Annotated in this window: 18 protein-coding genes; 13 read left to right on the plus strand and 5 right to left on the minus strand. The window is 71.1% G+C overall.

Features of this window, described 5'->3' with window-relative positions; genetic code table 11:
* Positions 1 to 77 precede the first annotated feature (77 nt).
* The 6 genes from ACP95_RS02485 to ACP95_RS02510 all read left to right on the plus strand — a co-directional run bounded on the left by ACP95_RS02485 (position 78) and on the right by ACP95_RS02510 (position 8,192).
* On the plus strand, positions 78 to 1,940 hold the full coding sequence (locus tag ACP95_RS02485; protein ID WP_049979689.1) for a PINc/VapC family ATPase: 1,863 nt from the start codon (positions 78 to 80) through the stop codon (positions 1,938 to 1,940).
* A gap of 157 nt (positions 1,941 to 2,097) precedes the next feature.
* Entirely contained in the window at positions 2,098 to 2,301 is a 204-nt protein-coding gene (locus ACP95_RS02490) for an HVO_0649 family zinc finger protein (protein WP_049979690.1), read from the plus strand.
* 76 nt (positions 2,302 to 2,377) lie between these two features.
* Complete coding sequence (gene uvrA / locus ACP95_RS02495; protein ID WP_049979691.1) at positions 2,378 to 5,407, plus strand: excinuclease ABC subunit UvrA; 3,030 nt, start codon at positions 2,378 to 2,380, stop codon at positions 5,405 to 5,407.
* Positions 5,407 to 5,889 (plus strand): hypothetical protein, encoded by a 483-nt coding sequence (locus ACP95_RS02500; protein WP_049979692.1) that lies wholly within the window; start codon positions 5,407 to 5,409, stop codon positions 5,887 to 5,889. Before uvrA ends, ACP95_RS02500 begins: the two co-directional genes overlap by 1 nt.
* 43 nt (positions 5,890 to 5,932) lie before the next feature.
* Positions 5,933 to 6,922 (plus strand): WD40/YVTN/BNR-like repeat-containing protein, encoded by a 990-nt coding sequence (locus ACP95_RS02505; protein ID WP_049979693.1) that lies wholly within the window; start codon positions 5,933 to 5,935, stop codon positions 6,920 to 6,922.
* 181 nt (positions 6,923 to 7,103) lie between these two features.
* Complete coding sequence (locus tag ACP95_RS02510) at positions 7,104 to 8,192, plus strand: geranylgeranyl reductase family protein (RefSeq protein WP_049979694.1); 1,089 nt, start codon at positions 7,104 to 7,106, stop codon at positions 8,190 to 8,192.
* A 33-nt stretch (positions 8,193 to 8,225) separates the two neighbouring features.
* Here ACP95_RS02510 and ACP95_RS02515 read toward each other — a convergent pair whose 3' ends face one another.
* Both ACP95_RS02515 and ACP95_RS02520 read right to left on the minus strand, forming a co-directional pair.
* A complete protein-coding gene (locus tag ACP95_RS02515) occupies positions 8,226 to 9,272 on the minus strand; it encodes a glycine cleavage T C-terminal barrel domain-containing protein (RefSeq protein ID WP_049979695.1) in 1,047 nt (348 codons plus the stop codon).
* A 48-nt stretch (positions 9,273 to 9,320) separates the two neighbouring features.
* A complete protein-coding gene (locus ACP95_RS02520) occupies positions 9,321 to 9,620 on the minus strand; it encodes a DUF6432 family protein (RefSeq protein WP_049979696.1) in 300 nt (99 codons plus the stop codon).
* 107 nt (positions 9,621 to 9,727) lie between these two features.
* Here ACP95_RS02520 and ACP95_RS02525 point away from each other — a divergent pair, with 107 nt between their 5' ends.
* A complete protein-coding gene (locus tag ACP95_RS02525; protein WP_049979697.1) occupies positions 9,728 to 11,032 on the plus strand; it encodes a DUF7093 family protein in 1,305 nt (434 codons plus the stop codon).
* Between the two features lie 134 nt (positions 11,033 to 11,166).
* Entirely contained in the window at positions 11,167 to 11,547 is a 381-nt protein-coding gene (locus ACP95_RS02530; protein ID WP_049979698.1) for a DUF5611 family protein, read from the plus strand.
* On the opposite strand, the gene ACP95_RS02535 is transcribed toward ACP95_RS02530, so the two are convergent.
* Entirely contained in the window at positions 11,544 to 12,281 is a 738-nt protein-coding gene (locus tag ACP95_RS02535) for an SDR family oxidoreductase (RefSeq protein WP_049979699.1), read from the minus strand. The two genes, ACP95_RS02530 and ACP95_RS02535, sit on opposite strands and share 4 nt — an antisense overlap.
* A gap of 94 nt (positions 12,282 to 12,375) precedes the next feature.
* Here ACP95_RS02535 and ACP95_RS02540 point away from each other — a divergent pair, with 94 nt between their 5' ends.
* From ACP95_RS02540 to ACP95_RS02550, 3 genes are all read left to right on the plus strand, one after another.
* Entirely contained in the window at positions 12,376 to 13,788 is a 1,413-nt protein-coding gene (locus ACP95_RS02540) for an LVIVD repeat-containing protein (RefSeq protein WP_049979700.1), read from the plus strand.
* Between the two features lie 98 nt (positions 13,789 to 13,886).
* Positions 13,887 to 14,213 carry a NifU family protein gene (locus tag ACP95_RS02545; RefSeq protein WP_049979701.1) on the plus strand — a complete coding sequence of 109 codons (327 nt, stop codon included), beginning with the start codon at positions 13,887 to 13,889 and terminating at the stop codon, positions 14,211 to 14,213.
* A gap of 57 nt (positions 14,214 to 14,270) precedes the next feature.
* Entirely contained in the window at positions 14,271 to 14,798 is a 528-nt protein-coding gene (locus ACP95_RS02550) for a hypothetical protein (RefSeq protein ID WP_049979702.1), read from the plus strand.
* 6 nt (positions 14,799 to 14,804) lie between these two features.
* Here ACP95_RS02550 and ACP95_RS02555 read toward each other — a convergent pair whose 3' ends face one another.
* Entirely contained in the window at positions 14,805 to 16,235 is a 1,431-nt protein-coding gene (locus ACP95_RS02555) for a DUF402 domain-containing protein (RefSeq protein ID WP_049979703.1), read from the minus strand.
* A 120-nt stretch (positions 16,236 to 16,355) separates the two neighbouring features.
* Positions 16,356 to 16,712: a cell division protein SepF gene (locus ACP95_RS02560; RefSeq protein ID WP_049979704.1), complete on the minus strand. Its 357-nt coding sequence runs from the start codon at positions 16,710 to 16,712 to the stop codon at positions 16,356 to 16,358.
* Between the two features lie 120 nt (positions 16,713 to 16,832).
* Here ACP95_RS02560 and ACP95_RS02565 point away from each other — a divergent pair, with 120 nt between their 5' ends.
* The gene (locus ACP95_RS02565; protein WP_049979705.1) at positions 16,833 to 17,543 is read left to right on the plus strand and encodes a DUF1028 domain-containing protein; all 711 of its coding nucleotides are present in this window, start codon (positions 16,833 to 16,835) and stop codon (positions 17,541 to 17,543) included.
* Between the two features lie 57 nt (positions 17,544 to 17,600).
* The gene (locus ACP95_RS02570) at positions 17,601 to 19,121 is read left to right on the plus strand and encodes a carboxypeptidase M32 (protein ID WP_049979706.1); all 1,521 of its coding nucleotides are present in this window, start codon (positions 17,601 to 17,603) and stop codon (positions 19,119 to 19,121) included.
* Positions 19,122 to 19,282: the final 161 nt, after the last annotated feature.

Genomic DNA, 19,282 nt, shown 5'->3' on the forward strand with positions numbered 1-19,282 from the left:
CCGCCCGGCGTCGCGTCCCCAGCCCCCGCGGCCGGGGGCATATACACCCTTTTGAGCCTTCGCCGCCTACCGGACGTGTGAACGTCGTTCCCGACACCAGCGTCGTCGTCGACGGCCGCGTCTCCGAGCGCGTCGCCGACGGGCGCTACGAGGGTGTCACCGTCTACGTCCCCGAAGCCGTCGTCGGCGAGCTCGAAGCCCAGGCCAACGCGGGGTACGACCCGGGTTGGAAGGGGCTCGAGGAGCTCCAGCGCCTCGCCGAGTACGCCGACGACGGCGAGATTCAGGTCGAGTACGTCGGCCGCCGCCCCAACGCCGCCGAGACCGAGGGCGCCGGCGAGGGCGACATCGACGCCCTGATCCGCGATCTCGCGACCGAGTACGACGCGACGCTGCTGACCAGCGACGGCGTCCAGGCCGAGGTCGCCCGCGCGAAGGGGCTCGAGGTCGACTACGTCGAGCCCGTCGTCGACACCGACGCCGCCGAGCCCGAGAGCGAGGGGTTGGCCATCGAGCAGTTCTTCACCGACGACACGATGAGCCTCCACCTCCGGGCCGGCACGCCGCCGAAAGCCAAGCGCGGCGACATCGGCGAGATGCGCTACGAGCGGATCGCCGACGAGCCGACGAGCGACGAGCAGATGGAGGAGTGGGCCACCGACGTGATCGAGACCGCCCGCGCCTCCTCTGACGGGTTCATCGAACTCAGCGAGGAGGGGATGGACATCGTCCAGTACCGCGACTACCGGATCGCGGTCGCCCGCCCGCCGTTCGCCGACGCCGTCGAGATCACCGCCGTCCGGCCGGTGGCGAAGACCACCATCGACGACTACGCGATGGCCGACGAGCTGAAGGAGCGCTTCACCGAGCGCCAGCGCGGCGTCCTCATCTCCGGCTCGCCCGGCGCCGGGAAGTCCACGTTCGCCCAGGCGGTCGCTGAGTACCTCAACGACAACGACTTCGCGGTCAAGACGATGGAGAAACCCCGGGACCTGCAGGTCGGCCCCGAGATCACGCAGTACACCGAGCTCGGCGGCTCGATGGAGAACACCGCCGACTCGCTGCTGATGGTCCGCCCGGACTACACCGTCTACGACGAGGTCCGCAAGACCGACGACTTCGAGACGTTCGCGGACATGCGCCTCGCCGGCGTCGGGATGATCGGCGTCGTCCACGCGACCCGCGCCATCGACGCGCTCCAGCGTCTCGTCGGCCGGGTCGAGCTCGGGATGATCCCGCAGGTCGTCGACACGGTCGTCTACATCGAGGCCGGGCAGATCCACACCGTCTACGACGTGGAGACCGAAGTGAAGGTGCCCGCCGGCCTCACCGCCGAGGACCTCGCCCGGCCCGTGATCCTCGTCTCCGACACCGAGACGGGCAAACCCAAGTACGAGATCTACACGTTCAACCGCCAGGTCGTCACCGTCCCGCTCGACGACGAGGGCGAGGAGCCCTCCGGCGTGGACCAGATCGCGAAACAGGAGATCGAACGCGAGATCCACTCGGTCGCCCGGGGCCACGTCGAGGTCGAGCTCCAGGGCCAGGACCGCGCGGTCGTCTACGTCGAGGAGGACGACATCTCCTACGTGATCGGCAAGGGCGGCGGCCGGATCAGCGAGATCGAGGACCGCCTCGGCATCGACATCGACGTGCGCACCCACGAGGAGAACCCCGCGCCGGCGGCCGCCAACGGCGGCGAGTCGGCCGGCTCCCCGCAGGGGGAGATCGTCGAGCCCGAGATCACCGCCCGCCACGTCGTGATCCGGATGGACGAACACGTCGGCGAGACCGTCGAGGTCCGCGCCGGCGGCGACTACCTGTTCACCGCGACCGTCGGCCGCGGCGGCGACGTGCAGGTCTCCCGCGGCTCCGCCATCGCGGAGGAGCTCGAGGACGCGATCGACCGCAAACAGCAGATCACGGTCGTCCCCGCCTGATCGGCGAGCCGGGCCGCGACCTCGCGGCGCCGTCGATGCGCCGCTCGCCGTTGGTTCTGACGCGAATCGAGACGGCGAGCAGCCGCGCCGTCGACGGCCCGTGACCCTTGTCAACTATGCACAAGAACTTAGGCGCTACGGCGCCAACATCGACGGTATGGCCACCAGCAACCGCGGGATGAACCCCCTCGACGCGCTCCGGGACCGCTACGCCGAGGTGGAGACGGAGTGTCCGGCGTGTGGCTACGAGGACGACGACGGGACGTGGGTCGGCGAGACCGACGGCGCCGAGGTCCGCTACGAGCGCGACTGCCCGAGCTGCGGGAAGGTCACCGCCCACACGATCTCGTTCGGTCGATAGGCCGACAGCGGGCGCGTGCGCGGTGATCCCCCGGGACCGACGGGTTCAACCCTCCCGACTCCGTAGCCGGCGCTGAATGAGTAAGGACTTCATCGAGGTCCGCGGCGCCGAGGAGAACAACCTCGCGGACCTCGACGTGGAGATCCCGCGGGAGGAGTTCAGCGTCGTCACCGGCCTCTCCGGTTCGGGGAAGTCCTCGTTGGCGTTCGACACCGTCTACGCCGAGGGCCAGCGCCGCTACATCGAGAGCCTGTCGGCGTACGCCCGGAACTTCCTGGGCCAGATGGACAAGCCCCAGGTGGAGTCCGTCGAGGGGCTCTCGCCGGCGATCTCGATCGACCAGAAGAACGCGGCGAACAACCCCCGATCGACCGTCGGCACCGTCACGGAACTGCACGACTACCTGCGACTGCTGTACGCCCGCGTCGGCACGCCCCACTGCCCGGAGTGTGGCCGCGAGGTCGGCACCCAGAGCGCCCAGCAGATGGTGCGGCGCGTGTTCGAACTGCCCGAGGGCACCCGTGCGAAGATCGCCGCCCCCGTCGTCCGCGACCAGAAGGGCGCCTTCGAGGACCTGTTCGAGGAGCTCGTCTCCGAGGGGTACGCCCGCGTCGAGGTCGACGGCGAGCGCTACGACCTCACCACCGACGATCCCGAGCTGGACGAGAACTACGACCACACGATCGACGTGATCGTCGACCGCGTGAAGGTCGCCGAGGAGGACCGCTCGCGGATCACTGACTCCGTCGAGACCGCCCTCAAGGAGGGCGACGGCGTGCTGAAGGTGATCCTCCCCTCGCCGCCCGGGGACCTGCCCGAATCGTTCGGCGGCAACGTCTCCCGGAGCACCGGCGACCTCGCCGGCGACGAGGGCGACGACGCCGACGCCGAGGATCGCCTCGTCGTCGAGTTCTCGGAGGAGCTGGCCTGCACGCACTGCGGCATCGACTTCTCGGAGATCGAGACGCGCTCGTTCTCGTTCAACTCGCCCCACGGCGCCTGCCCGGAGTGCGAGGGGATCGGCGAGACGAAGGAGGTCGACGAGGAGCTCGTCGTCGTCGACCCCGACAAGCCGATCAAGGACGTGTTCGAGCCCTGGAGCTACAACCGCTCGTACTACCGCACCCGGATCGACAGCGTCGCCGACCACTTCGGCGTCGACGTGACGACGCCGTTCTCGGAGCTCACCGACTCCGAACAGGAGCAGTTCCTCTACGGCACCGACGACGAGGTGGTGTTCGAGCGACAGACGAAAAACGGCACCCGGCGCAAGGAGAAGAAGTTCGAGGGCGTCATCCCGAACCTCGAGCGCCGCCACGTCGAGACCGACTCCGACTCCACCCGCGAGCACATCGAGGAGTACATGGCCGTCACCACCTGCCCGGCGTGTGACGGCACGCGCCTGAAGCCCCAGTCGCGCTCGGTGCTCGTCGACGGCACCGACATCACAGAGGTGAACCAGCTCAGCATCGCCGACGCCCGCGAGCACTTCGAGGGGATGGAGGCGACCCTCTCCGAGCGCGACCGCACGATCGCCGAGGAGATCCTGAAGGAGATCCGCGCACGTCTCGGGTTCATGGAGGAGGTCGGCCTCGACTACCTCACGCTCGACCGCGAGGCGTCGACGCTCTCGGGCGGCGAGAGCCAGCGCATCCGGCTCGCGACGCAGGTCGGTTCCGGGCTCGTCGGCGTGCTGTACGTGCTCGACGAGCCCTCGATCGGACTCCACCAGCGCGACAACGACCGCCTGCTGAACACGCTCGAGGGGCTGCGCGATCTCGGCAACACGCTGCTCGTCGTCGAACACGACGAGGAGACGATGCGCCGCGCCGACCACGTGATCGACATGGGCCCCGGCCCCGGCAAGCGCGGCGGCGAGATCGTCGCCGAGGGCGAGTTCGACGACATCGTCGCCAGCGAGGAGTCGGTCACCGGCGACTACCTCGCCGGCCGGAAGGAGGTGCCCGTCCCCGACGAGCGCCGGGAGAGCGACGACGCGCTCACGATCGTCGGCGCCCGCCAGCACAACCTGAAGGAGGTCGACGTGGACCTCCCCATCGGTCAGTTCACCGCGATTACGGGCGTCTCCGGCTCCGGGAAGTCGACGCTGATGCACGACGTGCTGTACAAGGGGCTCGCCCGGAACATGAACGACAACACGAGCGTCGATCCGGGCGACCACGACGCCATCGTGGGCACCGAGCACATCGAGACGGTGCGCCTGATCGACCAGTCGCCGATCGGTCGAACCCCGCGATCCAACCCCGCGACGTACACCGGCGTGTTCGACCACATCCGCGAGGCGTTCGCCCAGACCAAACTCGCCCAGCAGCGCGGCTACGACAAGGGGCGGTTCTCGTTCAACGTGAAGGGCGGCCGCTGTGAGGAGTGCGGCGGGCAGGGCACCGTGAAGATCGAGATGAACTTCCTCTCGGACGTGCACGTCCCCTGCGAGGAGTGCGGCGGCGCGCGCTACAACGACGAGACGCTGGACGTGGAGTTCAAGGGGAAGACGATCGCCGACGTGCTCGACATGGACGTGGCGGAGGCGTACGAGTTCTTCGAGGCCAACTCCCAGCTCCGCCGCCGGCTGAAGCTGCTGAAGGACGTGGGCCTGGGCTACATGAAGCTCGGCCAGCCCTCGACGACGCTCTCGGGCGGCGAGGCCCAGCGCGTGAAGCTCGCTGAGGAACTCGGGAAGAAGCAGACCGGCGAGACGCTCTACCTACTCGACGAGCCGACCACCGGCCTGCACAAGGAGGACGAGCGCAAGCTGATCGAGGTGCTCCAGCGGCTCACCGACAACGGCAACACCGTCGTCGTCGTCGAGCACGAGCTCGACCTCGTGAAGAACGCCGACAACGTCGTCGACCTCGGCCCCGAGGGCGGGGAGGGCGGCGGCGAGATCGTCGCCAGCGGCACGCCCGAGGAAGTCGCGCAGGTCGACGACTCCCACACCGGTCGCTACCTCCGGGACTACCTCCCGGACGTGGACGACGAGGGGCCGCGCGCGGACCGCCGGAAGCCTGCCAAGGAGGAGTCGGCCACGACGGCCGAGGACGCCGACGAGGAGGAGGCCGAAGCGCCCGCGGTCGACGACGACTGATGGCGGACGCCCCCACGCGCCGGCAGCTGCTCGCCGCGGTCGGCGCCGCCGCCGCGACGGGGCTCGCGGGCTGTACGGCCGCCGAGCGCGCCCGGCTCAACCCCCTCGCCGAGCCCCCGGTGTCGATGACGGTGATCCGGGCGGCCGGCGACGAGAGCGAGACGACCTGCCGGCTCGACGCCGACGGCGTCGCCGGGATCCCCGAACTGCGGGGGCCGCTCGACGAGCTCAGCGACGCCGCCGACGGCGAGCGCGTCGAGCGGGGGCTGTCGATCGCGACGGGGCGGCAGATCTCGAACTTCTTCACCCGGCAGTGCGAGGACGACGTGGGCGGGATCTACCGTTACGACGGCGCCGCCTACCTGATCGGGCTCACCTACCGCGACCAGGCCGCCCATCAGGACCACCACGACCACCTCGCGAACGAGAGCGAGACGGGGACCGACGACGGCACGGACACCGAGACGCCGACCGAGCAGTAGCGCCGGCGCTACCTTTTCGACGCCTGCGACCCTCCTCCCGGCTATGACCACCGCCTACGCCGTCTACGAGGACGCGCTGTTCGTCGTCGACGCCGATCGCGCGTCGACGGTGCGCGAGCACCCCTTCGACTCCCGGCCCGAGTGCGTCGCGGTCACGGACGGGGCCGTCCTCGTCGGGACGTTCGAGGGCGGGCTCCGGCGATCGACCGACAGCGGCGAGTCGTGGGCGCGCGCGGAGGGGATCGAGCAGGACGCCGTCACCTCGCTCGCGGTCGACCCCGAGGACCCCAAAACCGTCTACGCGGGCACCGAGCCCAGCCGCGTCTACCGGAGCACGGACGGCGGGCAGCGCTTCGAACGACTCCCGGGGCTCACCGACCTCGACTCCGCAGAGGAGTGGTCGTTCCCGCCCCGGCCCGACACCCACCACGTGCGGTGGATCGAGCCCGACCCCGCAGACCCGGAGCTGCTCCACGTCGCCGTCGAGGCCGGCGCGCTCCTCCGGGCCCGCCTGGGGGAGGACGGCGTCGACTGGACCGACCGCGTGCCGAGCGCGCGCCTGGACACGCACACCATCGCCACCCACCCCGACGCGCCGGGCCGCGCGTGGGTCGCCGCCGGCGACGGCTACGCCGAGACCACCGACGCCGGCGAGTCGTGGGAGCACCCGCAGGACGGGCTGGACCACACGTACTGCTGGAGCGTGGCGGTCGGCCTCCAGCGCGAGTCGACCCCCCGCGTGCTGCTCTCGGCGGCGACGAGCGCGCGGGAGGCCCACCGCGTCGGCGAGTCCTACCTCTACCGTCGCGAGGGCGGCGCCTGGGAGCGCCTCGACGGCCGCGGGATCCCGACCGGCGAGGGTACCTACCGCGCGGTCCTGGCGCGGGGCGCCGACGAGGCGACGGTCTGGGCGGCGAACAACCACGGGCTCTACCGCACCGACGACGGCGGCGACTCGTGGACCGCGATCGACGTGTCCTGGCCGGACCGCGTCGGCGACCAGCCCTGTCGCGGGCTCGCGATCGTCGAGTAACCGCTCCCACCGATGCACCCCCGAGTTCAAGTACGAAAGCGCGACCAGTGCCGTCGATGCGCTAACCCACTGACGCGGGCCGGCCAGGAGGCTGTCCGACGTACCGGTCCGCGAAGGGAAGCGCGTCGGCTGTCAGCCCCCAACCACGGGACATATGGTTCGTGCCCGGATAGCCGGGGGTATGTACGACTTCGCCGTCGTCGGCGTCGGGCCCGCCGGCGCGCGCGTCGCCCGCCGCGCGGCCGAGGCGGGCAACGACGTGATCGCCTTCGAGCAGGGCGAGATCGGGACGCCGCTGGCCTGTTCGGGGCACGTCTCCAGGGACGTCTGGGAGTACACCCCCGACGGCGCCCGCGAGGAGCTCCTCCAGAACGAGGTGTACGGCGCCGACTTCCACGTCGGCGGCCCCGAGAGCGACGCCTACCCCTTCTACAAGGACGAGCCGGTGTCGAACGTGATCGACCGCGAGGAACTGGACCGCACGCTCGCCGAAGCGGCCCGGGACGCGGGCGCGGAGATCCACGACGGCCACACCGTCACGGGCGTCGACGAGAGCGCCGACAGCGTCGAGCTCACGGTCTCGCCCGCCGACGCCGACCCGTTCACCGTCGAGGCGCGGATGGTCGCCGGCTGTGACGGCCCCGTCTCGCGGGTCCGGCGCGCGGTCGACCTGCCCGAACCGGACGAGAAGCTCCACGGCGTGCTGGGGTTCGACCCGGAGCCCGACCACGGCGACTTCGTCGACGTCCACCTGACGGTACCGAGCTTCTTCGCGTGGCGCATCCCCCGGGGCGAGGCCGGCGTCGAGTACGGGCTGGCGGTGCGTCCGGACGCCGACGAGGACGCACGCGCCCGGTTCGACCGGCTCGTCGACGCCTACGGCGCCGAGATCGACCGCTTCTGCTCGGGCGCCATCCCGATCGGCCCGCCGGAGTCGGTCACCTCCCACCGCGTGTTCCTCGTCGGCGACGCCGCCGCCCAGACGAAACCGTTCACCGGCGGCGGCATCCTCTACGGGATGCGCTCGGCCGACCACGCGGTCCGACAGATCGAGCCCGCGGATCCGGCGACGCTGTCGGCGTACGAGACCGCGTGGCGCGACGAGCTCGCGACGGAGATCCGACTCGGCCACTGGCTCCGTCGCGCGTACTCGCTCCCGGAGCCGGTCCAGCGACTAGGCCTCCGGCTCACCTCGGGCGAGATCGGCGTCCACATGGACCGCCCGACGACGCTGTTCTCCCGCGACCACCTGCGGAGCTACCTGCCGTAGGGCGCCTCGCTGACCTGCTCCGAGCGCCCCGTCTCAGTACGAGGGCAGCCGTCTCGACCGGTCGCTCCCTTCGACGAACGGGAGTTCGGCCCGTTCAGCAGGCAGCTCTCCGTCAGCGGCTCTGACCGCCCGAACCGTGTCTCCGCGGTCGACGTGCGCGAACGCGATCGCCGTCGACAGCGACGGGCTCCACCGCGCCCGGGTGAGCTCGCCGGCGACCCCGTCGTCGCCGACGACCGCCGCCCCGGGCGCCGGCAGCGAGTCGTCGGCGCCGGCGTCGAGTTCGAGGCCGACCAGCCGACGGGCTGGATCCTCACTCCCTTCACCGACGCCGGCCACCTCGGTCAGCCCGACGCTCGCCGGTCGTTCGCCCCGGATCTCGGAGTCGAACAGCGGCGTCCCCGCCTCGAGCGTCAGCGTCTCGAACGTCTGGTAGCCGAACGGTGCGGCGCCGTTGCCACGCGAGAGCAGCGTGGTCCACACCTCGGCGGCGTCGTCGGCGGCACAGATCACCTCGTAGCTCTCCTCGCCGCCGGGGGCGTCGCCGGCGACGACGGAGACGCCGGCGTCGCCCATCGACCCCCGGACGAACGAGTACGCGCCCGCCGGCGCGCCGGCCTTGTGGAGCACCGATGCGATCTTCTCGGTCGCCATCGGGCCGTGGACGCCGAACACCCCGAACTCCGTCGTCGCTTCGCGCACGTCGGCGTCCCGGCCGGTGCCGCTCAACTGCTCCGCCAGCAAGCCCTCGCGGCCCGGCGGCGTGAAAAGCAGCAGGCGCTGGGCGGCGTCGTAGACGAACAGCTCCGTCTCGATCTCGCCCTCGCGGCCGAGCGCGAGCGCGTAACACCCCTCGCCGTCGGCGTCGGGCACGTCGTTGGTGACGGCGTCGTCGACGACGGCCCGGCGTTCCGGACCGGAGACGACGACCACGCCGTACCCCATCTCGATCACGCCGACGGCGTTTCGCACCGCTCGCACGGCACGGTCGGGGCGCCCGTACTCCTCGACGACTGATCGACCGCCCCGGTCGCCGAACGTGGCCCCGTGGTCGGTGTGGCTCCCGGCGACTAGCGTCATCGACCGAAAGTTGGACGGCGGCGGGAAAAACTCCGCCGGTTCCGCGACTCAGAATCCGAACCGCTCGCGGATGATCTGCAGGACGCTCGGGTCGTCGTCGTCCAGGTCCTCGGGATCGGCGACGACGCCGTCGGCGGGGTAGAGGACGACCCGGTCCCCGTTGCTCTCGACGTCGATCAACCCCTCCTCCTTGAGGTCGCCGAGCGCGGGCTCCAGCCGGTCGATGTCGGTGTCGACCGCCGCACGAAGCTCGAGGACACTCATCCCCTCCTCGGCCCGATCGGCCAGCGCCGCGAGCACCTCGAACTCCACCTCGTCCCTGTCGCGAAGCTCCGGACTGACGGCCATACCCGTTCCTGGGTCTGCGATCGGCTTACCTCTACCGGCGACCCCCGTGGACGGTGCGCCGTGAGGTGGCGGGGTATTTTTAGCCTTCCGCCTGTCTAACTCGGGTAATGGGACTCAGGTGTCTGCTCGGACACGACTTCGGCGAGCCGGAGACCGAGCGTGAACGAACGGAGGAGGGGAACGAGGTGGTCGTCACCGTCCGGGAGGTGAAAACCTGCGAGCGCTGCGGCGAGAAGCAGGTCGTCAGCGAGAACAAGGAGATCACGTCGATCGAGCAGCTCCGGGAGTCGGCGACCGGCGAGGCGACGCCCGCGAGCGAGCCGTCGACGGCGACCGAGCCGCCGTCGGCCGCCGGCAGCGACGCCGACACCGCCGACGAGTGGGGAACCGACGAGCTCTCGCCCGGCGGGGACGCGAGCGAGCCGGAGCCGACCCCCGACGAGGGGGCGACGGCCGACGCCGAGCCGGCCGAGGAGGGGTCCGCGACGGTCACCGACGCCGACGAGGACCCCGTCGAGCGCGGCGTCGCCGACATCATCGAACAGGCCGAGCGCGACGACGACATGCTGCAGGGGCCGTCCGAGCCCACGGAAGCGGACGAGACCGCCGACGAGGAGGACGTGCCGGTCCACCCGGGCCAGCGCTCGGCGGCCGCCGAGGAGTCCGAGATCCCCGACGCCGAGGAGGACGACGGCGTGATCCTCGACGAGGACGACGCGGAGCCGCCCGAGAACGCCCGACAACAGTGGGAGGAAGAAGCGAGTCCGGAGGAGGTGCCCGACCAGGACCCAACCGTCGACGCCGACCCGGCGGCCGACGAGGAGTACGACGCCGAGATCATCGACGCCGAGTCCGAGTCGCCCCCCGAGCACGACGCCGAACCGGCCGAGAAGACCGAGCCTGCGGAGCCGACCGAGCCTGACGCGGGCGACGCCCGGGAGTCCTCGACGCCCGCCGCGGTGGAGTCCGAGGACGCCGAGATCGTCGACGCCGACCCGGGGCCCGCCGATCCCGAGCCCGCCGAGCCCGAACCCGAGCAGCGCGAGGCGGAGACCGACGAGGGGCACATGCCGTGGCCGGACGCGCCCGCGAGGACGAGGGTCACGACGCGACGGCGCCGGACGGCGAACCGGCGGACATCGACTTCGGCGAGGGGTTCACACCGAGCGAGGACGCCGCCACGGAGTCCGCGACCGCCGACCCCGAACCGGCCGCGACCGAGCCGGACAGTCACTCGGAGGCCGACAGTCACAGCGAGCCCGAAAGCCAGCCCCAGCCCGACCGCGACAACGGCGACCGGACGGCGACGGGCGAGCGGAGCGACGCGTCGACGGCGCCGACGGCGAACGTCGACCTCGAGCGATCGAGCCGCGACGCCGAGCTGGAGTACTACTGCCCGGAGTGCGGGCTGACGCGGGACGTTGGCAACTCCTCGATGCGTGCCGGCGACATCTGCCCGGAGTGTCGCGTCGGCTACATCACCGAACAGCAGAAGGCGGAGTAGCGGTCCACAACAGGTAAACCGACCGCTCGCAAACGGGGGGCCATGAAGGAGTACAAGATGCGCCGCGGGGAGACCTTAGAGGAGCGCATCCCGGACATGGAATCGACAGTCGAGGAGTACTTCGGCGAGATCACCGGCACCGAGGAGTACAAGGGGAGCGACCTCTACGTCGTGGGCGAGCCCGACAACGCCGTGTTCGAGCGCGTCGTCGCCGGCGCGGTGAAGTACTCGGGGAAGAAGGACTGGCTCGGCGTGGAGTTCGAGGAGCGCGACCCGAGCGAACTCGGCCCCGACGAGCTCGAGGCCGCCGGCGAGGCCGTCGACGCGAAGAACGATTTCCTGCTCGAGGCCACCGGGCGCGACGCCAAGTCCCGGCGGGAGTCGCTCAAGCGGGAGGTCGAGGACGACGCGCCGGACTACTAGATCTCCTCGGGCAGCCACCCGCCGTCGATCTCGACGTTCTCACCGGAGACGTAGTCGCTGTCCGACCGACAGAAGAACAGCGCCGCGTTCGCCACGTCATCGACGCTGGCCCAGCGCCCGCGCGGGGCCTCGTCGGGGAACTCGTCGCTGGTCTCGACGACGTACGGCGACACCGCGTTGACGGTGACCCCGTCGTCCTGCGTGTCGGCCGCGAGCATCCTGGTGAACATCAGGACGCCCGTCTTCGCGACGAAGTACGGGAAGTTCGTCGCGCCCACCATCGCCCGGTCGCTGCTCGCGTAGCCGACGTTGACGATCCGGCCCCACGACTGCTCGCGCATCGCCGGTAACGCGCGCTTCGAGCAGAGCATCGTCCCGTTCAGGTTGGTCGCCAGCACGCGGTTCCACTCCTCGAGGTCGATCTCCGCCCAGTGGTCGGGGGCGAAGTCGCCGACGTTGTTCACCAGCACGTCGACGCTTCCCAGGTCGGCCTCTACGGCGGCGAACAGGTCGTCGACGCTCTCGGGGTCGGTCACGTCGCCCTGCACCGTCGTCGCGTCGACGTCGCGCTCGCGCGCTTCGGCCGCCGTCGCCGCCGCCGCCTCGGCGCTGCTGTGGTAGTGGATCGCCACGTCGGCGCCGCAGTCCGCGAGCGCCAGCGCCAGCCCGCGGCCGAGGCCCTTGGCGCTCCCGGTCACCAGCGCGACCCGCCCGCCGAGCTCTGCGTCGTTCATGCACCCACCCTCGGCCGCCGCCGGCAAGCGCGTTTCGCCCGCGGCGACCCGCCGGACCCGACCCCTTATCCGTTCACGACTGCTCCTCCCAGCCATGCGCAGGCGCGAGGCGCTCTCGCTGCTCGGCGGCGCCGCCCTCCTCTCCGGTCGGGCGACGGCCCACCCGACGCCGCCCGAGGACGACCCCGACGGGACGCCGCCGACCCGGACCGATACGGGGTACGGCCCGCTCGCCCGGATCCCGGTCGAGGGGGCAACTGACGCCGTGGTCTCCGACGACGGCACGACCGCGTACGTCGCCGCGACGACGGGGTACGCCGTCGTCGACGTGTCCGACCCGGACGAGCCGAGCATCCTCGCCGAGCGCCGCGAGCTGCTCGCCGACCGCGAGGTCGGCCCCCTCGGCGGGATCTACGACGTGAAGCTCTCGGGCGACACGCTGCTGGTCGTCGGGCCCGCAAACGCCGGGGGGAGCCAGCTCTCGGGCGCGCTGGTCGTCGACGTGGCCGACCCAGCGAACCCCGAACGTCGGGCGTTCTACGAGACCGACTACCCGATCCACAACTGCGACCTCGAGGGCGACCGCGCGTACCTCACCGCCAACGACGGCGAGCGACGGGCGCTCTCGATCGTCGACGTCGCGGAGGAGCCGACCGAGATCGGCGCGTGGTCGCTCCGCGAACACGACGAGCGCTGGGGCGAGCTCGACCCCTTTCCTCGAACGCTTCACGACGTGTTCGTCCGGGACGGCGTCGCCGCCCTCGCCCACTGGGACGCCGGCACGTGGCTGCTCGACGTCTCCGACCCCGCGGCGCCGACGGTGCTCGGCCACGTCGGCCGCGAGCCGGAGACGGTGCTCGAGGGGTACAAGTCGGGGGCGGACGGCTACGACGGGCTCCCCGGCAACGACCACTACGCGGCCGTCGACGAGGCCGGCGACCTGCTCGCGATCGGGCGCGAGGCGTGGGCCAGCGAGGAGCGACCCGAGGCCGGCCCGGGCGGGATCGACCTGTACGACGTGTCGACGCCCGCCGAGCCCGACCGTCTCTCGACGATCGAGCCGCCGCCGACGCCGGACGCCACGCCGTCGGGGAGCTGGACGACCGCGCACAACTTCGAGTTCCGGGACGGCGTCCTCTACAGCTCGTGGTACCGCGGCGGCGTGAAACGGCACGACGTGAGCGATCCGACGGAGCCCGAGGAGCTGACCTGGTGGGCCGACCGCCCGCACGCGGAGTTCTGGACCGCCCGGGTCGCCGTCCCCGGCTCGACGTTCGTCGCGAGTTCGCGGGCGACGGCGTCGGCGCCGGCGGCGCTGTACGTGTTCCCCGACGCCGACGGCGAGACGACGTGGGGGTTCGGGGGGGACGCCGCGACGGCGACGACCGCCGAGACGCCGACGCCGACGGGGACGCCCTCCCGGGTCAGCACGCCCGGGTTCGGCCCGCTCGCGGCGCTCGCGGGCGTCGGCGCCGGCACGCTCGCGTGGTGGCGTCGGCGCGGCTGATCGGGCCGTGCAGGAACGACCGTGACACAGTTTTTTCGCGGGGATCGGCGTGCAGGGAAACCGCAAGCTACCAGTGTCCCCGTCCCCAAGCGTGAGCAATGAGCCAGGAAAGCCTCAAACGACGCGTCGAGAGCTGGATGACCGGGCAGATGCCCATCATCCAGATGCACGGCGGCCGGAGCGTCGTCCGGGAGGCCGACCCGGACACCGGCACCGTCACCGTCGAGCTCGGCGGCGCCTGCGCGGGCTGCGGGATCAGCGACCTCACCGCCCAGAACATCAAGCGGGACATGATCGTGGAGTTCGACGACGTCGACGAGGTGCACGTGCTCGTCCCCTCGACCGGCGAGCAGGGCGACTCGACGGTCGAGGGCGGCCGCGGCGGCGAACTGCAGCACGCGACCGAACACCCCAACCACTTCTGAACGGCCGGCGCCGCGAGTCGCCGGTGGCTTCATTCTCCCCACGCGCGACGTAGCGGTATGCAGCGCCGCCAGTACCTCGCCGGGCTCGGGCTCTCACTCGCCGTTTCCGCCGCGGGCTGTACCGCCCCGGCCGACCCGACGCCGACGCCCGGCGGCCAGCGGCTCAGCGTCAGTTTCTCGAACGACAGCGGTCGGACGCTCGTGTTCACCGCCGCCGTCGTCGAAGCGGGCCTCGGCGGCGTCCGGATCAGCTACCGCGACGGGAGCGAGCGGACGTTCGCGGACGCGGAGACGATCGATCAACTGCCCGCCGACGCCTGGGACGGCGCGATCACGTTCGAACCGGTCGGGGAGCACCAGCGCCGGCAGTTCCGGTCGACCGAGGGCTCCGGGATCGGCATCGAGTTCGAGCCTGTGGCGTTCGGCTCGACCGTCGTCACGACCGTCGCCATCCCGGCGACCGAGCAGTCGATTCGGAGCGTCGGCGCCGGCACCTGCGGCGAGGCAGCGGCGGGCGAGCTGTCGGTCCGCGTCGACGGCGAGGGGCGGGTCCACCTCCAAACCACCTGCCGGAGCGAAGCGTAGCGGCGGTCAGATCGCGCGCTCGATGCTCGCGGCGACGCTGCGGGCTCTCTCCGCCAGTTCCTCGGGCAGCTCGCCGGCCTCGACGGCGGCGTCGAGTTCGTCGTCGTCGACGCGCTCGACCGTTCCGTCGGGGTACTTGATCACGTCGACGTGGAGGTCGACGTAGCGCACGGCGTCCGGGAAGATCTCCACCGGCGTGCAGACGTTGACGTACGTCCCCTTGTGCTCGCCGTCGGCCGAGCGGTACGTCGTCGGGTACCACCAGCGCCCCTCGCGGAACTTCGTGTGGGCGATATCGCCCGACTCCTTCGGCGTCCCCAGCGCGTCGTAGCTGCCGCCGCCGCTCAGCTCCCGTTCGACCGCGAGCGTGTCGCCGTCGCGGTCGACCACCTCGGCCTCGCCGAGCACGATCCGGTGGCCGGCCGGCTTCCCGTGGTCGAGGCGGACGCTGTCGCCCTCCCCCGGCCCGAACTGGTCGGCCACGACCGCGAACGGGAACTCCCCGTCGAGGCCGCCGGCACAGAGCGCCTCCGCGAAGTCGACGCCCGCGCTCGCGGCGTCGGTGCCGGCTTTCGTCCGGTGGTGGCCGGGCATCGTCGCCGTCACCTCGCGACGAACCTCGTCCAGCGCGAACCGCGACTCGCGGCCGAACCAGAGCCACGCGCCCGCCGTCGGGCTGGAAACCTGCCGGACGGGGTCGGGGTCGCCGGCGTCGTCGACGGCCGTCTCGAGCGCCTCGGCCCGCTCGTTCGCACGGTCGAGGGCGTCCTCGAGCGTCGCCATCTCGGCGTCGCGGGCGTCGCGTGCCCACTCCAGCCCCCAGTTCTCGGGCGGCGCGGTCGAGAGCAGGTCGGTGATCCCGGCGAGTTCGCGCCCGGCGGCGTCGTCGCGGCCGGCGACGCGGACGCCCTCGCGGCCGCGAGTCAGCGTCGCCAGCCCGGCCTCGACCTGCAGGCCGGTGTCGAGCATCGCCCGGTCGTCGTCCCACGGCGCCGCGGCCTCGGTCACCTGCACGCGAACCGTGTCGCCAGTCTCCACGGTTCCGTCGACCGCGCGGAACGGGAGGTACCCCTCCGTCTCACCGAGCGAGACGACGGCACCGCTGCCGAGCGTCTCGGTCACCCGGCCGTCGAACACCGCGCCGACGGGGGCGGGGTCGTCCCAGGCGAGCGTGTCGACGGCGGTGTCCGCGAGCAGCGCCCGGATCGCGTCGACGGCGTCGGGATCGCCGGCGACGGACACGCCCTGTCGGTGCGGCCCGGTCTCGATCGCGACGTCGTGGTCGGCCGCGGGGAGGTCGGCGTCGAAGCGCCGCCGGATCGGCGGCGAGGCCTGTACGACTCGGTGGCCGGCGTCGAGCAGCGTCCGGGTGAGCGCGGTGGCGTAGATCCCCCGGACCCGGACGTTCGACGTGTTCCCGGCCGTCTCCTCGGTCATGCACTCGGGTTGGCGCGGGGGGAACAGGTAGGTGACGGTTCGATCCGGCTCACTGGCGATCGGCGACCGCGAGGGTCGTCGGACGGCGTCGACGGCAGGAGAGACGGCGGACGGTCGCGGTCAGTTCAGCTTCTCGCGGGCGATCCCGACGCCAGTGGGGGTGACGATGATCTGGTCGTCGCCCTTCTGGACGATGTCGCCGTCGACCTCCTTGGCCACCTGGCGGAGGTCCTCGATGATGCGGTCGCTGGCGGTGTCGGTCGTGGAGTGGCGGGTGATGTCGGCGATCACCATGTCGCCGTCGTAGACGGCGTCCTTGATGGCGATCACGTCCTGCTGGCCGCCGATCTCCGCGAAGTGAACGCTCATGCTCCCCGCGCTCCCCGGGCTCTCGAAGTCCTCCTCGAGATCGAGGGTGACGTAATCCTCGGTGTCGCGGTTGCCGCCCCCGCCGAGGATTTTGCTCATGATTCCCATGTGGGCTGCAACCCGGGCTGTCGCATTAGTTCTTGCGCCGGCGGGACGACGGCGCGGCGATCGCCCGCCGCCTTCGCCGGGAGAGGACCACTTTTCCCCGCGCCGTCCCCACCGACGCCCATGACGTTCAGCATCTGCGTCCGCGAGGAGTACGAGGACGAGGAGGGCAACGACCAGCTCCGGTTCGGCGTCGCGGTCACCACCCGGCTGCCGGCGGTGGGGACGCTCTGCCCGTTCGCCTCCGAGAACGGCGCGGTGGCGACCCAGAGCCTCGTCAACGTCGAACTCGGCGAGCGGGGGATCGAGTACGTCGACGACGGGCTCGCGGTCGAGGACGCGCTCCAGTCGCTGCTGAACGCCGACGACGGCGCCGAGAACCGCCAGCTCCACGGGATCGACGCCGACGGAGCGTTCACGTTCTCCGGCGAGGAGTGCAAGGGCTGGTACGGCCACCGCGAGGGCGAGAACTACACCGTCGCGGGCAACCTCCTCACCGGCGAGGCGGTGATCGACAGCGTCGCCGAGACGTACGCGGAGTCGGACCGGGACGCCCCACTCGCCCAGCGCCTCGTCGACGCGCTCGGGGCGGGCTACGCCGAGGGCGGCGACAAGCGCGAGGAGCTCCACGTCCAGAGCGCCGCGCTGAAGGTGCGCAGCACCGAGGACGGGGACGACCCGTACTACAACGACCTGCGCGTCGACGCCACCGAGACGCCGATCCAGGACCTGCGGGAGACGTACCGGCTCGCCGACGAGGGGTTCCAGCAGGCGATGCAGCGCTACGAGGAGGCGATGGAGGCCGACGACATGGACGCCGCCGACGAGGAGTAGCGGCCCGCGGGCTGCCGGGGCCCGGGGATTGATAGGTTCGCAGGCTGATTACGGGCTGTGTCAATCGAAGAACCTCCTGCGGACGCACCCGACGCGTACCGCGACCTCATCGAGCAGAACCGGCGGATCTCCTACCTCAACGACGCGAGCGGTGTGCTGGGCTGGGACCAGCAGGTGACCATGCCCGAGGGCGGCGCCCCCGCCCGCTCGAAGCAGCTCTCGGCGCTCTCCGCGGTCACTCACGACCTGATGACCGCCGACGAGTTCGAGGCGGCGCTGGTCGCCAGCGAGGACGCCGCCGACGAGCTCGACTGGCGCCAGCAGGCCGCCGTCCGCGAGATCCGGCGCAGCTACGACCGGACCGCCGACGTGCCCGGCGAGCTCGTCGAGGAGCTCTCGGAGGTCCAGAGCGAAAACCAGCAGATCTGGCAGGAGGCCAAAGGGAACGACGACTTCGAGCTGTTCGCGCCGCGCCTGGAGACGCTGCGCGACCTCTCCATCGAGCGCGCCGGCCACATCAGCCCGGACCAGGCGCCGTACGACGTGCTGTACGAGGACGGGCTCCCGTACATCTCCCGCGAGCGGACCAACGAGATCTTCGACCGGCTGAAGGCGGAGCTGGTCCCGCTGATCGAGGAGATCAAGCAGCAGGGCGACGAGCTCGCGACGCCCTACGAGGGCCAGGAGTACCCCGAGGAGGACCAGCGCGCGCTCTCGGAGGCCGCCCTCGACGCCATCGGCTACGACCGCGACCACGGTCGGCTGGACATCTCCGCCCACCCGTTCACCTCTGGCACGCAGTTCGACGCCCGGGTGACGACGCGGTACAAGCCCGAGAACCCGATGGACGCGCTGACGGCGACGATCCACGAGTACGGCCACGCGAGCTACATGCTCGGGCTCCCGAAGGAGCACTACGGCACGCCGCTGGGCCAGTCGCTCTCCTCGGGCGTCCACGAGTCCCAGAGCCGCTTCTGGGAGAACCACGTCGGCCGCACGAAGCCGTTCTGGGAGTTCTTCCTCCCGAAGGTCAAGGAGCACCTCGACGGCGTCGACGACCTCACGGTGCAGGAGGCCTACGAGGCGGTCAACCGCATCTACCCGAACAACCTGATCCGGGTGGAAGCGGACGAGCTCACCTACCACCTCCACATCATCCTCCGGTGTGAGATCGACAGCGCGTTCGTGGCGGGGGAGATCGGCGTCGACGAGATCCCCGAGCTGTGGAACGAGAAGATGGAGGAGTACCTCGGCGTCACGCCCGACGGCGTCGGGGAGGGCTGCCTGCAGGACATTCACTGGTCCTCGCGCTTCGCGGGGTTCCAGGGGTACACGATCGGCAGCGTGCTCGCGGCCCAGCTCGACGCCGCGATGCGGGACGACATCTCGGACGTGGACGGGAAGATCCGCGACGGGAACTTCGCGCCGATGCGGGAGTGGATGAACGAGAACGTCCACAGCCACGGCCGCGCGTACAAGTCCGACGACCTGATCGAGGAGGCGACCGGCGAGCCGCTGACGGCGGACTACTTCCTCGACTACGTGAACGAGAAGTTCTCAGACCTGTACGGGCTGTAAGTCGGCTCCTGATCGGTCCTCGGCGTTCTCTTTCGATTCGTTTCGCTGAGTGTTGGCGGTCTCGCGGGTCGATACTCGAACGGTGACAGCAACAGCATCTCGTTCGTTGGCAACTTGTGACCGCAACGCGCCGCACCGCAGCCACAGCCTCCCCAGCCGAC

The sequence above is a fragment of the Halolamina rubra genome (genome assembly GCF_000739555.1).
GTDB classification, from domain to species: Archaea; Halobacteriota; Halobacteria; order Halobacteriales; family Haloferacaceae; genus Halolamina; species Halolamina rubra.